The sequence below is a fragment of the Pseudokineococcus basanitobsidens genome, from assembly GCF_037482545.1.
Classification (GTDB): domain Bacteria; phylum Actinomycetota; class Actinomycetes; order Actinomycetales; family Quadrisphaeraceae; genus Pseudokineococcus; species Pseudokineococcus basanitobsidens.
In genome coordinates, this window is the sequence record NZ_JBBIAA010000011.1 from 57,622 (window position 1) to 71,434 (window position 13,813).

8 protein-coding genes are annotated in these 13,813 nt (G+C 76.7%); 6 read left to right on the forward strand and 2 right to left on the reverse strand.

Annotated features, from left to right (window positions below; all coding sequences use genetic code 11):
* Positions 1–40: 40 nt before the first annotated feature.
* Positions 41–2,353 (reverse strand): transglycosylase domain-containing protein, encoded by a 2,313-nt coding sequence (locus WDZ17_RS10845; protein WP_339575171.1) that lies wholly within the window; start codon positions 2,351–2,353, stop codon positions 41–43.
* Positions 2,354–2,818: 465 nt separating this feature from the next.
* Here WDZ17_RS10845 and WDZ17_RS10850 point away from each other — a divergent pair, with 465 nt between their 5' ends.
* The gene (locus tag WDZ17_RS10850; RefSeq protein WP_339575172.1) at positions 2,819–4,204 is read left to right on the forward strand and encodes an MFS transporter; all 1,386 of its coding nucleotides are present in this window, start codon (positions 2,819–2,821) and stop codon (positions 4,202–4,204) included.
* A gap of 11 nt (positions 4,205–4,215) precedes the next feature.
* On the opposite strand, the gene WDZ17_RS10855 is transcribed toward WDZ17_RS10850, so the two are convergent.
* The gene (locus tag WDZ17_RS10855; RefSeq protein ID WP_339575173.1) at positions 4,216–5,787 is read right to left on the reverse strand and encodes a CCA tRNA nucleotidyltransferase; all 1,572 of its coding nucleotides are present in this window, start codon (positions 5,785–5,787) and stop codon (positions 4,216–4,218) included.
* A 140-nt stretch (positions 5,788–5,927) separates the two neighbouring features.
* On the opposite strand from WDZ17_RS10855, the gene WDZ17_RS10860 reads away from it, so the two are divergent.
* The 5 genes from WDZ17_RS10860 (at position 5,928) to murJ (ending at position 13,789) form a co-directional block, all read left to right on the forward strand.
* Positions 5,928–6,185: a hypothetical protein gene (locus tag WDZ17_RS10860; RefSeq protein WP_339575174.1), complete on the forward strand. Its 258-nt coding sequence runs from the start codon at positions 5,928–5,930 to the stop codon at positions 6,183–6,185.
* Between the two features lie 6 nt (positions 6,186–6,191).
* Positions 6,192–8,873: a DNA methyltransferase gene (locus tag WDZ17_RS10865; RefSeq protein WP_339575175.1), complete on the forward strand. Its 2,682-nt coding sequence runs from the start codon at positions 6,192–6,194 to the stop codon at positions 8,871–8,873.
* 134 nt (positions 8,874–9,007) lie between these two features.
* Complete coding sequence (locus WDZ17_RS10870; protein WP_339575176.1) at positions 9,008–9,661, forward strand: NUDIX hydrolase; 654 nt, start codon at positions 9,008–9,010, stop codon at positions 9,659–9,661.
* Positions 9,654–12,062: a DUF6049 family protein gene (locus WDZ17_RS10875; RefSeq protein ID WP_339575177.1), complete on the forward strand. Its 2,409-nt coding sequence runs from the start codon at positions 9,654–9,656 to the stop codon at positions 12,060–12,062. The genes WDZ17_RS10870 and WDZ17_RS10875 overlap by 8 nt, the downstream gene beginning before the upstream one ends.
* Positions 12,059–13,789 carry a murein biosynthesis integral membrane protein MurJ gene (murJ, locus tag WDZ17_RS10880; protein ID WP_339575178.1) on the forward strand — a complete coding sequence of 577 codons (1,731 nt, stop codon included), beginning with the start codon at positions 12,059–12,061 and terminating at the stop codon, positions 13,787–13,789. Before WDZ17_RS10875 ends, murJ begins: the two co-directional genes overlap by 4 nt.
* Positions 13,790–13,813 lie beyond the last annotated feature (24 nt).

Here is a 13,813-nt window from a genome sequence, read left to right on the forward strand (position 1 = left end):
GTGCCAGCCGCACCTGCCGGTCGGTGGCTCCCCGAGGCCCTCAGCCGTCGGTGGAGGTCCCCGGCTCGACCGGCGGCTGCCCGGGCTCGGGGCGCACCGGCTCACCGAGGGCGCGGGACGTCGACGTCGGCCGCGGCCCCGGCTCCGTCGTCGGCCCGGAGGTCTCCGGCGGGACGGTCGGCTCCGGCTCCGGGTCCGGGTCCGGGTCCGGGTCCGCGGTCCGCGTCGGGGCGACGGGCTCCCCGGTGGCCTCCGGCGTCGGCTCCGGCTCCGGCTCCGCGGTCACCTCGGGCTCCTGGGTGGGCTCCGGGTCCGCCGTCGGCTCGGGCGCGCGCGTCGGCCCCGGGTCCCGCTGCACCACCGCCGGTGCGTCGTCGTCCTGGTCGCCCTCGTCCGAGGAGGAGCGGGAGGAGCGGCTCGGGCCGGCGTCGTCGTCCTCGTCGTCACGGGAGGAGGACGACGTGGAGGAGGGCAGCCCCCGGGTGCCGACGTCGGCGCGCTCGGGGAAGTCCTCGACGGGCATGCCGTCGGTGGCGACCTCCATGTACTCCTGCCAGATCCGCGTCGGGTAGGAGCTGCCCGTGACGACGCCGGTGCTGCCGTCGTCCCATCGGTCCATGCCCCCCTCGCTGTCGGGCTTGGTCGTGAAGACCGACACGACGGTGGCGAGCTGCGGGGTGTACCCCGCGAACCAGGCCGAGCGCGCGCTCTCCGAGGTGCCTGTCTTGCCCGCGGCCGGCCGGTCGAGGTCGATCGTCCGGCTCACCGACCCGTCCTCGACGACCTGCTCCAGGGCGTAGGTCGTGTCCGCCATGACGTCCTCGGCGAAGACCCGCTCGCCGTCGGTCTGGCCGCGGTACTCCAGCTCGCCGTCCTGGGTCACCTCGGCGACGACGTGCGGGGTGGTCCGCACGCCCTGCGCCGCGAAGGTCGAGTAGGCGCGCGCCATGTCGAGGACGTGCGGCGACGCCGTGCCGAGCACGTTGCCGGCGTTGTCGCCGAGCCCGACGGTGTCCTCCGGGAGACCGGCGCGGATCGCGACGTCCTGGGTCCTGTCGGGGCCGACGGCCAGGTTGAGCGGGACGTAGACCGTGTTGGTCGACGTCGTCGTCGCCTCGACGAGGTTCTGGTAGCCCTCGTCCTCGTCGTCGAAGTTGTTGACCTCTTTGGGCGTGACGCCGTCGCTGGTGTACCCGTCGAAGTACTGGCCGCTGCGGCCGTCCAGGCGGGTCCGCAGCGACACGCCGTCCTCGAGCGCCGCGACCAGGGTGAAGGGCTTGAAGATCGAGCCCGCCTGCATCGTGTCGAAGGTGGCGGCGTTCGCCTGACGCTCGAGGTAGTCGGCGCCGCCGTACATCGCGCGGACCGCGCCGTCCGCCGGGTCGATCGACACCAGGCCGGCGAGGACGTCGTCCGGCCGGTCCTCCGACGGGAACGCGTCCTCGTCGTCCATCGCGTCGACCGCCGCCTGCTGCATCCCCGCGTCGAAGGTGGTCGTGATGGACAGGCCGCCGGCGTCGAGCTCGTCCTCGGTGAAGCCGCCGCGGCTCGTCAGCTCGTCGCGGACGGCCTGGAGGAGGTAGCCGGTCGGGCCGGCGTAGGTCTGCTCCTCCTGGGGCTCGATCGTCTCGGGGAAGGCGAGCGCGTCGCGCTCGGCCTGGGTGAGGGCCCCGGTGGCGACCATCCCGTCGACGACGTAGTCCCAGCGGTCCTGCGCGGCGGCGGCGTCGACGGCCGGGTCGTAGGCCGACGGCGAGGGGACGATCCCGGCCAGTAGCGCCGCCTGCGCGGTGTCGAGCTCGCCGACGTCGACGCCGAAGTAGGCCTGCGCCGCCTCCTGCACGCCGTAGGCGCCGCGGCCGTAGTAGATGGTGTTGAGGTAGTCCGTCAGGATCTGGTCCTTGTCCAGCTCCTGGTCGACCTTCAGCGCGATGAAGGCCTCGCGCACCTTGCGCTCCAGCGACCGCGTGTCGTCGCCCGTGTAGTAGTTCTTCACGTACTGCTGGGTGATCGTCGAGCCGCCCTGCGTGGCGTTGCCGGTCACGTTGCTCACGAAGGCACGGACGATGCCGCTCGGCGAGACGCCGCGGTTCTCGTAGAAGCTGCGGTCCTCGGCGGCGATGATCGCCTCACGCATGACGTCGGGGATGTCGGCGCGGTCCACCGGCGTCCGGTTGACCTCGGCGAAGGTCCCGAGCGGCGTCGTGCCGTCCGCGTAGTAGACCGTCGTCGTCGCGGCCTGGCCGAGCGCGGTGGGCTCCGGGACGTCCGTCGTCGCGTAGCCGACGGCGAAGGCGGCCCCGCCGAGCACGACCCCGCCGACGACGACCCCGCCGACGACGAGCAGGGCCACGCGGCCTCGGCTGCGACGACGTCGCGCCGGCGCACGGCGGGTCGACCTGCTGGGGGGTGTCGGGCGAGAACCTGCTGCCACTGCGTCCGTCCCTCGGCCTTCTCCGCGCCCGGCGGGGGCCGCGGTGTCGTGTCGTGGTGCGCGCGGGTCCCGCGCGGGGCGACCCGGTCGGCTCACCCGTCCGGCTCATCGGCGACGCCCGTCCCGTCCTGAGGTCAGGACCCGGCCGGACCGGGGACCTCGGGGGCGAGCGGGACGAACCGCCTCACTACCAGGCCGGGGGGCTGCCCGGCCAGGAGGCGCGCCGTGGGTGACCCTGCCCGATCGGGCTGAGCGGGACCTGACAGCGGGCGCCGGGGGGAGAACGCCCCGTCCCCCCGGCCTGTTCCGCGCACCTCGGGCCGCCCGGACCGCTCCGCCCGCCGCCCGCCGCCCGCCGCGCGCCGCGCACGCGAGGATGCACCGGTGGGACCGGTCAGCTCCGCCGCCGCCCCGGCGGGCTCGCAGGGGCTGCGCGGGCTCCCCCGCCTCCTGCGCGGGGCAGACCTGCGGCGGCTGCTCGTCGTGCGCCTGCTCTCGCAGTCGGGGGACGGGGCGTTCCAGCTCGGGCTGGCCGGGCTGCTGCTCTTCTCGCCCGAGCGGGCGCCGACGCCGCTCGCCGTCGTGGGGCTGCTCGCGCTGGTGCTGCTGCCGTACACGCTGGTCGGCCCGCTCGTCGGCACCCTCCTCGACCGGTGGCGGCGGCGCTCCGTGCTCGTCGGCGCCGGGGCGCTGCGGGCGGCCGCCGTCCTCGGCACGGCGCTGCTCGTCGGCTCGGGTGCGGCGGCCCCGGGCTCGGCCGGGGAGGTGCTCCTGGTGCCCGCCGTGCTGGTGGTGCTCTCGGTCAACCGGCTCGTGCTCGCCGCCCTCGGCGCGGGCCTGCCCGCCGTCGTCGCCGGGCGTGACCTCGTCCTCGCCTCGTCGGTCGTCCCGACCGTCGGGACCCTCGCGCTGGCCCTCGGCGCCGGCGTCGGGACCGGTCTCCGGCTCGTCGTCGGCGCCGGCCCGACCGCGCAGGGGGCGACCGACGCCCTGGTGCTCGCGCTGGCGGCGGCGCTCGTCGGGGCGTCCTGCCTGGCGGCGCTGCGGCTCCCCCCCGACGCGCTGGGCGGCGGCCGGACCGACGCCGCCACGCGAGGAGCCGCAGGGCCGCACCGGGCCGGGCGGCGGGCCGTCGAGGCCGTCCGCGAGCTGCGGGACGGGCTGCGGCACCTGGCCGCCCGTCCCGCCGCGGCGCGCGCCGTGGCCGCGCTGGGGGCCTCGCGGGTGGCCTACGGGGTGCTCGTCGTGCTCGTCGTCGTGCTGACGCGCACCCGTCTCGCCCCCCTCGACGACCCCGACGCCGCGCTCGCCCTCACGGGGCTCGTGCTCGGCGCCGTCTCCGTCGGCGTGGCCGTCGCGGTGGCCACGACGCCCAGCGGTGCCGCCCGTGCCGGCGCCCGGCGCTGGGGGACGGGGTGCCTGGTGCTCGCCGCCTCGGCCGCCGCCGCGCTGCCCGTGGCGCTGCCCGTCGGCCCCGCCGCCGTCGCCGCCCTCGTGGTCGGCGGCGCGCTCCTGGGCGCGGGCGGCCAGGGCCTGAAGATCTGCGTCGACGCCGTCGTCCTGCGGTCCGTCGGAGGGGCCCACCGCGGCCGCGTCGTCGCCGTCCACGACGCCGTCTTCAACGGCTCGTTCGTCCTCGGGGCGCTCGCCGCGGCGGGCGTCCTGCCGGCCGGACCGTCCGACGCCGCCGTCGCGGCGCTGCTCCTGCCGCTCGCCGCCGTCCTGCTGGCCGCCGCGCTGCTGCTGGTGCGCTCCCCCGACGTGACGTAGCCGCCGGCGGCTCAGCCCTGCGGCTCCTGCGGCCGCTCGGGCTGCCGTGCCCACCACGCCAGGAGCTCGGCGCGGGCGGCGTCCTCGCCCAGCGGGCCGTGGTCCAGGCGCAGCTCCAGCAGGTGCCGGTAGGCGCGGCCGACGACGGGCCCGGGGCCGACGGCGAGCGTGGCCATGATCTGCCCGCCGTCGAGGTCGGGACGCACCGACGCCAGCTCCTCGGCCTGCTGCAGCTCGGTGATCCGCTGCTCGAGCGAGTCGTAGGCGGCGGCGAGGCGGGAGGCCTTGCGCTGGTTGCGGGTGGTCGAGTCCGAGCGGGTCAGCCGGTGCAGCCGGGGCAGCAGCGGACCGGCGTCCGTGACGTAGCGGCGCACCGCCGAGTCGGTCCACTCCCCGCCGGCGTAGCCGTGGAAGCGCAGGTGCAGCTCGACGAGGCGGGCCACCTGCTTCGTCGTCGCCGCGTCGAAGCGCAGCGCCTTCATCCGCCGCGCCGTCATCTTGGCGCCGACGACCTCGTGGTGGTGGAAGCTCACGCCACCGCCGGCCTCGAAGCGCCGCGTCGCGGGCTTGCCGACGTCGTGCAGGAGCGCCGCGAGGCGCAGGACGAGGTCGGGGCCGGGCACGCGGCCGTCGTCGCCCCCTCCGTCGGCGCCGGGCGGGTCCTCCAGGGCGATGGCCTGCTCGAGCACGGTGAGCGTGTGCTCGTAGACGTCCTTGTGCCGGTGGTGCTCGTCGATCTCCAGCTGCAGCGCCGGCAGCTCGGGCAGCACGTGCTCGGCGATCCCCGTGCCGACCAGCAGCTCCAGGCCGGCCCGCGGGTGGACGCCCAGCAGCAGCTTCTCCAGCTCCGTGCGCACCCGCTCCGCCGACACGATGGTGATGCGGTCCGCCATCGCGGTCATCGCCTCGACCACGGCCGGCGCCACCCGCAGCCCGAGCGTCGACGCGAACCTGGCGGCCCGCATCATCCGCAGCGGGTCGTCGGCGAAGGACTCCTCCGGCGAGCGCGGCGTGTGCAGCACCCGGTGGGCGAGGTCGCGCAGCCCGCCGCACGGGTCGACGAAGGCGCCGTCGGGCAGCCGGACCGCCATCGCGTTGACCGTGAAGTCCCGGCGGACGAGGTCGTCCTCGAGCGACTCGCCGAACTCGACGACGGGCTTCCGGCTGGCCCGGTCGTACAGGTCGCTGCGGTAGGTGGTCACCTCGACGACGACGTCGCCCCGGCGGGCGCCCACCGTCCCGAAGGCCGCGCCCACGTCCCAGGAGGCGTCGCCCCACGCCCGCAGCAGCCGCTCGGTCTCGGCCGGGCGGGCGCTGGTGGTCAGGTCCAGGTCGACGTCGGCCGGGCCGGACAGGCGACCGAGGACGGCGTCCCGGACGGGTCCGCCGACGAGCGCCAGCTCGTGGCCCGCGCGCGCGAAGACCTCGCCCAGCTCGAGCGCCGCGGGCGCGAAGTCGAGCAGCGCCTCCACCGCGCTCTCCCGGGCGGCCAGCACGGCGGCCGCGACGCCGCCCGGGTCGCCGGAGGACGGGACGGCCGGCGTGGGGGCGGCCGGCGTGGGGACGGGCGAGGACGACGGCACCGCACGAGGGTGCCAGAGCGGGCCACGGGCGAGCCCGCCCGAGGACGGAGGTGGCTGTCCACAGCCGGGGAGCGGACCTGGGCCGCGGGCGTCCCGCCACCTAGACTCCCGGCACCGACCTCGACCCAGGGAGCAGCGCCATGGGACAGGCAGCGCACGACCCCCGTCCGCAGGGGCAGGTCGCCCACGAGCGCGCCCAGAACGAGGTCTCGGACGTCCTCCTGAACCTCGAGCACACCATCTCCCGGGCGAAGAAGGCGGCGCGGAGGCTCGGCGAGTCGCCCGAGGAGCACAACGCCAAGCTGGCGCTGGCGGAGGCGCGGGTCGCGCTCGAGGCCACGCGGTCCCGACTCCAGAAGGACGCCTACTTCGCGGGCGACGAGCTGCGGCTCGTCTGAACCGCCATGCGGAGCGGTGAGGAGATCCAGGCGGCGCTCGCGGGCTTCGCGTCGAGGTGGGCGGAGTACACGGGCGGGGAGCGCGCCGAGGCGCAGACCTTCCTCAACGAGCTCTTCGCCTGCTACGGGTCCGACCGGGGCGCCGTCGGTGCACGCTTCGAGGACTTCAACGCCTCCGCCGGCTTCATGGACCTGCACTGGCCGGGTGAGTGCATCGTCGAGATGAAGGCGCCCGCCAAGGCCGTGTCCTCCGCCCGCGAGCAGGTCAAGCACTACTGGGAGGAGTCCGCCGACGAGGAGAGGGGCACCCCCGCCGCCCGCTGGGTCGTCCTGTGCAACTTCGCCGGGTTCGAGATCTGGGAACCGGGCCGGTTCCCGAAGTCCCCCCGCGCCACCTTCACCCTCGCCGAGCTGCCGCAGCGCTACGAGGCGCTGATGTTCCTCGCCGGCCCCGCCCTCGTCCCCAGCTTCCTCGAGCACCACAAGGAGCTCACCGCCGCGGCGGCCAGCACCGTGGCGGCGCTCTACGAGTCGCTGGTGGACCGGTCCGCAGCACCGCTCGACGAGATCCAGCGCTTCACCCTGCAGACGGTCTGGACCCTCTTCGCCGAGGACCTCGGCCTGCTGACCGGCTCACCGCTGCAGCGCACCGTCGAACGCCTGCGCCAGGACCCGACGCGCAGCCCGGCGGCGGAGATCGGCTTCCTCTTCCGCGTGCTCAACCAGAAGACCAACCACAACCGCAAGGACCTGCTCGCCGGGACCCGCTACGTCAACGGCGACCTGTTCCGGGACCCGGCCGAGGTCGACCTGGGCCGGGAGGAGCTCGACCTGCTGGCCGAGGCCGCCGAACGGGACTGGAGCCGCGTCGACCCGACCATCTTCGGCTCCCTCATGGAGGGCCTGCTCGGCCACGACCGCCGCTGGGAGCTCGGGGCGCACTACACGCACGAGGCGGACATCCTCAAGATCGTCGGCCCCACGGTGGTCCACCCGTGGCAGGCGCGCATCGACGCGGCGCGGACGCCCGCCGAGGCGCTGCGGCTGCTGGAGGAGCTGGCCCGCTACGTCGTGCTGGACCCGGCCTGCGGGTGCGGCAACTTCCTCTACGTCGCCTACCGCGAGCTGCGGGCCCTCGAGCACCAGCTGAAGGAGCGCATCACCGACCTGGCCGCGAGCACCGGGCAACCGCTGCCACCCGGACCGTGGCCCTACGTGCCGCTCAGCAACCTGCGGGGCATCGACGTCGAGCCCGTCGCCGTGCTCATCGCCCGGGTGACCCTCTGGATGGGGCACCGGCAGATGATCGACCGCTACGGGGAGGCGGAGAACCCGCTCCCGCTCGTCAGCCTCGCCGGCATCGCCGTCGCGGACGCCGTCTTCGCCCCCTGGCCCGAGTGCGACGTCGTCATCGGCAACCCGCCCTTCATCGGGGACCGGCTGATCCGCCGCGCGCTCGGCGACGCCTACGTCGAGCGGCTGAGGGGCGCGTTCGACGTGGGCGTCGTCGACTACTGCGCCTACTGGTTCCGCCGTACCCACGAGCACCTGCGCCCGGGGCAGCGCGCCGGGCTCGTCTCGACGAACACGCTGCGGGAGAACAAGCACCGACTGGCGTCGCTCGACCACCTCGTCCGCACCGGAGGGGTCATCACCGACGCCGTCTCCTCCCAGCGCTGGCCCGGCGAGGCGAAGGTCCACGTCTCCATCACGAACTGGGTCAAGGACCCGGCGAGTCCGGTGACGTCCTTCACGCTCGACGGCGCCCCCGTCGACGGCATCACCCCGCAGCTCCGCGAAGGCGTCCTCCGTGACGAACCGGTCCGGCTCGCGCCGAACAAGGGCGTCTGCTTCATCGGCTGCCAGCCCACCGGGCGTGGCTTCGTCCTCGACGACGACGCGACGGCCTCGCTCGTCGCCGCGGGAGACGGCGACGTCGTCCGCCGTTACCTGACCACCGACGACATCACCGACAGCGTGGGCGCCGGGCCGCGGAGGTGGATCATCGACTTCGGGACGCTCACGCTCGAGGAGGCCCTGCGCTACCCGAGGGCGCTCGCGGTCGTGCGGCGGGCCGTACGGCCGGAGCGCGAGGGGCGACCGGAGCTGATGCGCCAGTGGTGGCAGTTCTGGCGGCCTCGACCGCGGATGCGGGCGGCCGTCGCCGGCCTGGACCGGTACATCGCCTGCACGCTCACCGGCAAGCGACTGCTCATGGTCTGGGCCGATGCCTCCTGGTGCCCCAGCAACCTCGTGGGTGTCGTCGCCCGGGACGACGACTACGCCATGGCTGTCCTGGCCTCTGGCGTGCACCGCGCCTGGGCGTGGGCACGGTCCTCGACCTTCGAGACGAGGCTGCGCTACACGCCGTCCACCGCCTTCGAGACGTTCCCCTGGCCCACCCCCGACGCGGCGGGCCGCGACGCCGTCGCGGCGGCCGGGCGCGCACTCGTGGAGCGCCGCGACCAGCTGGCGCGGGAGGCGGGCATCGGGCTGACCGAGCTCTACAACCGCGTCGACGACGGCGCCTACACAGGTCTTCGGGACCGGCAGCGGGAGCTCGACGTCGCCGTGGTCGCGGCCTACGGCTGGCCCGCGGCCGTCGCCGGGGACGACCGTGAGGTGGTGCACCGCCTCTGGCAGCGCAACGCCCAGTGCTCTCTGGCCGACCAGGTCGCCCCGGCCTGACCCGCCCGGGGACGGCCGCCGCGCTGGAGCACGCTCACGAGGCGCCGGTGGGCGAGGTCCCAGGTCGGTCACGACTCCCGCCGGCGGCCGGTCGTGGGCCGGGGAGGCGAGCGGCCCGTCGTTACAGTGCTGGCATGCCCGTCCCGCCCGGCCGCCCGCTGCCGCGGGCGCGCACCCCGCGCGAGGAGGAGACCTCCGTGGGCGACGGCGGGGAGGTCGGCCCGGGGGTCGGCCCGGAGGTCGCGGCGACCGCCCGCCGCAGCGCCCGGGCCCACGGCCGGCCGGCGCGTGACGACGGGGGCCGGCGCCCCGGCCCCCGGGGCCGCGGCACCCGCACGGCCGGGCGGACGACGGTGGAGGAGACCTCCGCAGGGGGCCTGGTCGTCCGCGACGGCGGCGGCGTGCCCGAGGTGGCGCTGATCGCCCGGGTCAACCGCGCGGGTCGCCTCGAGTGGTGCCTGCCCAAGGGGCACCTCGAGGGCGAGGAGACGCCCGTCGAGGCGGCGGTGCGCGAGATCGCCGAGGAGACCGGCATCGTCGGCGACCCGGTCCGCCCCCTGGGGACCATCGACTACTGGTTCACCGCCGAGGGCCGCCGGATCCACAAGACGGTGCACCACTTCCTCCTGCGGGCGACCGGCGGCCGGCTCGGGGTCGAGGGCGACCCGGACGCCGAGGCCGTCGACGCCGCCTGGGTGCCCGCCCCCGAGCTGCAGGGACGCCTGGCCTTCCCGAACGAGCGCCGCATCGCCCGTGCGGCCGGGGACCTGCTCGGCGACGGTGGCTGAGCGGGCGCGCCGCCGCGCCGCCGCCCTCGCCCTGGCCGTGGGCGCCCCGCTGCTGCTGGCCGCCGCTGCGCCCACCGGCTCCCCCACGTCCCCGCCCGCGGGGACGACCGGGGACGCGACCGGGTCCGTCGCCACCGCCGCGCCGACCACCGACCCGGCCCCCGAGGACGCCGCCGACGCCGTCTCCGTGGAGATCACCGACCTGGCCGCGCAGCCGCTGACCCCCGACGACGCCCTCTCCGTCGGAGCCGTCGTCGTCAACGGCACGGACGCCCCGGCCGCCTCCCTCACCGTCGAGCTCCGCGTGCGCCGCGAGGCGCTGGGCAGCCGGGACGCGGTCGCCTCCTGGGCCACGGCGCCCGCGGGCGCCGCCGCCGGCACCGTCGTCCTGGGGGTGCCGCTGCTCGAGCCGCTGCCGCCGGGCACGCAGCGACCGGTCCGCCTGTCGCTGCCGGCGGACGACCTCGGGCTGGCGCCGGACGCGCAGGAGTGGGGGCCCCGGGGGGTCGCGGTCGACGTCGTGGACGCCGACGGCGACCGCCTGGACGCCGCCCGCGGGCTCGTCGTCTGGACGCCGGGCGCCGTGGACGTCGACCCGCTGCCCGTCGACGTCGTGGTCCCGCTCACCGGCGCGGCGCCCGACGTGACCTCCGGGCTGGTGCCCGACGCGACGACGGCCGCGCTCGTCGGCGACACGGGCGACGGCGCGGGCACCGGCACGGGCCGGCTGTCCCGGCTGCTCTCGGTCGCCGAGCACCCGGGGGCGAGCTGGGCGCTCGACCCGCTGCTGCTCGCCTCGTCCGAGCCCGCCGCCGTCTCGTCCGACGCCGCAGGCGGGCCCGACGACACGTCGACGTCCGCCGGCGCCGACCCCACGACGACGCCCGACCCGACGGCGGAGGTGGTGGCCTGGCGCGAGCGCCTGCTCGCGGCGGCACCGGACCACGAGGTCCTCGCGCTGCCGTACGGCGACACCGACCTGCTCTCCGTCGCGGGCGCCGGGACGCCGGAGCTGTGGGAGCAGGCGCTGGCGCAGGCGACGGGGCCGCTGGGGCGTGCGGGTGCGTCGCTGGCCGGCGCCCGCACGGACGTGGTGTGGCCCGCGGACGGCGCCCTGGGGTCCGAGGCCGCGTCCCTGGCCGCCGGCGCGGGGGCGCGGGCGGCGGTCGTCGCCGCCGACGTCCCGGACGAGGTCGAGGGCCAGGTCGCGGACGAGGCGCCGTACGGCACGGCGGTCCCCCTCGGCACCGGCTCGGGGCCGGGGGACGACGGCGCAGCCCTGACGGGTCTCGTCGTGGACGACGAGCTCTCCGACGTCCTGGCCTCGGCGTCCGACCCCGACGAGGCGGCCCTGGTGCCGTCCCGGCTGCTCGCGGAGACCGCCGCGCTGGCGCAGGAGGGGTCGGCCGGCGGGAGGGGCCGCGGCGTCCTCGTCGTGCCGCCGCGGACGTGGGACGTCGGCGTGGACGAGGGCCTCGCGGCGCTCGACGCCCTCACCGGCACCCCGTGGACGACGCCCGCCGGCGTCGACGACCTCGTCGCCGGGGCCGCGGACGCGACGGGCGCGACGGGTGCGACGGGCGCGACGGGGCTGCCGGAGCAGGCGACCGGCGCCCCGCCGCCCGCGCTCGACGGCGAGGTGCTGCGGTCGGTGGTGCGGTCGGCGCAGGAGGTCGAGGCCCTGGCGGCCGTCCTCGTCGACGACGCCCCCGTCGCGGCCACCTGGCGACGGGCGGTGGCCTCCGCGGCGCTCGCGCAGCGGTCCGTGGCCGACTGGCGCGCGCAGGTGGCCGACGCGGTCGCGCGGGCCGACCGGCTCGCCGGCGGGGTCGCGCTCGTGCAGGGCGGGACCGTCACGGTCGTCGGCGCGGAGACCTCGGTGCCCGTCACCGTCGCCAACGACCTGGACCAGGCCGTCGACGTCGTCGTCACGGCGACGTCCGACTCCCCCCGGCTGCGGGTGCGGGGGGACGCCGCGACGACGGTCGGCCCGGGAGCCCGCGCCCAGGTGCTCGTGCCCGTCGAGGCGGTGGCGGGCGGCGACACGGTGCTGCGCCTGGAGCTGGCGTCGCCCGGTGGCGCCCCGCTCGGCGTGGGCACCGAGGTCCCGGTCCAGGTGCGGCTCGACGTCGCCGCCTGGGGCACCACCGGGATCATCGCGCTCGGGGTCCTCGTCCTCCTGCTCGGCCTCGTGCGCACGGTCCGCCGGGCCCGGCGCCGGCCCCCGGGAGCCGGGCCCCGCAGCCCGGACGCGAGCCCGGACGCGAGCCCGGCGGGCGGCGGCTCGGGCGCCGGTGCGTCCTCGCGACCGCCCCCGGACCCGCGCACCAGCACCGGGCACCCCCAGCACCCCGCCGGGACGGCGGGTACCGCCGCCCCCACGGCCCAGGAGACACGATGAGCACCCCCAGCAGCAGCCCCTCGGGCGGCGCGACGAACCCGGCCGGCGGTGCGTCCGGACCTGTGGACGCCGGGCCCGAGCCCGCGGCTGCCGCCCCGGGCGGCGGGGGCGTGCGGTCGCTCGCGCGCTCCAGCACCGTCATGGCCGCCGGCACCCTGGTCAGCCGGGTGCTCGGCCTCGTGCGCTCCGTGGTCCTCGTCACCGCCGTCGGCGCCGTGGGCGTCGGGGCGGACACCTTCGACGTCGCCAACCGGATCCCGAACATCGTCTACCTGCTCATCGCGGGCGGCGTGCTCAACGCCGTCCTCGTGCCGCAGATCGTCCGCGCGTCGCGCGACCCCGACGGCGGCAAGGAGTTCGTCGACCGGCTCGTGACGCTCGTCGTGGCGGGGCTCGCCGTCGTCACGGGCGTGTGCCTCCTCGCGGCGCCGCTGCTGGTGCGTCTGTACGCCGGCGTCTCCTGGGGCGGTCCCGAGCTCCGGCTCGCGACCGCGATCGCGCTGTGGGTGCTCCCGCAGGTCTTCTTCTACGGGCTCTACACCGTGCTCGGCCAGGTGCTCAACGCCCGCGGCAGCTTCGGGCCGTACATGTGGGCGCCCGTCGTCAACAACGTCGTCTCGATCGCCGGCCTCGGCGTCTTCATCGCCCTGTTCGGGCGGGCGGACCCCGAGACGGGCCTCGAGGACCTCGGCAGCGGGCAGATCGCCCTCCTGGCGGGCACGGCCACGCTCGGCGTCGTCACGCAGGCGCTCGTCCTCCTCGTCCCGCTGCGTCGCCTCGGTTTCACGTGGACCCCGCGGTTCGGGGTCCGCGGCGTCGGGCTGCGCAGCGCCGGGACGGTCGCCCTGTGGACCTTCGGCGGCATCCTCGTCTCGCAGGCCGGCTACGTCGCCACGACGCAGGCGGCCGTCTTCGGCTCGCAGGGCGAGGCCCTCCCCGACGGCACGGCGTCCCCCGGCCCCGCGGTCCTGGGCTACGCCTACCTGCTCTACGTGCTGCCGCACTCGCTCGTCGCCGTCTCCGTGGTGACCGCGCTCTTCACCCGCCTCTCGAGCCGCATCAGCAGCGGGGACGAGGCGGGCGCGCGCGCCGACGTCTCCCTGGGCCTGCGCCTGCTCGGCGTCGTGTCGGTCCTGTCGGCCACGGGCCTCGTCGTCCTCGGCGGGCCGGTCGGGGTCCTGCTCTTCGGACGTGGCGGCGGGTCGGCGATCGGCGCCACGACCGCGGCGATGGCGCTGGGCCTGCCCTTCTACAGCGCGCTCTACCTCGTCCAGCGCGGGTTCTACGCGCGGGAGGACGGGCGACGGCCCTTCTACGGCGTCCTCGTCTCGGCGGCCACGTCGGCCCTGCTGACGCTGGTCGTCGTGCTGGTGGTCGACCAGCAGCACGTGGTCGTCGGGCTCGGGGTGGCCCAGAGCGCGGGCAACGCCGCCGGCCTCGTGACCGCGCTCGTGCTGCTGCACCGGAGCACGGGGTCCTTCGACGGCGCCCGCGTCCTGCGCCTGCACGTGCGCGTGCTGCTGGCCGCCGCCGTGGCGGGGCTCGCCGGCTGGGGCGCCAGCAGCGGGGTGCAGGCGCTGCTCGAGGGCATCAGCGGGCGCCCCGCGGCCCTCGCCGTCGTGCTCGTCGCCGGGGCGGTGGTGGTCGTGGTCTACGTCCTGATGCTCCGGGTGACGCGGGTGCGCGAGCTCGACGACGTGCTCGCCCAGGTGCGCCGGGGTCGCTAGACCCCCGGACGTGCCGGCCGTTCT

Coding starts and splice junctions, on each gene's coding strand:
- WDZ17_RS10860 (WP_339575174.1), top strand. CDS start 5,928: ATGGGACAGGCAGCGCACGACCCCCGTCCGCAGGGGCAGGTCGCCCAC.
- WDZ17_RS10870 (WP_339575176.1), top strand. CDS start 9,008: ATGCCCGTCCCGCCCGGCCGCCCGCTGCCGCGGGCGCGCACCCCGCGC.
- WDZ17_RS10865 (WP_339575175.1), top strand. CDS start 6,192: ATGCGGAGCGGTGAGGAGATCCAGGCGGCGCTCGCGGGCTTCGCGTCG.
- murJ (WP_339575178.1), top strand. CDS start 12,059: ATGAGCACCCCCAGCAGCAGCCCCTCGGGCGGCGCGACGAACCCGGCC.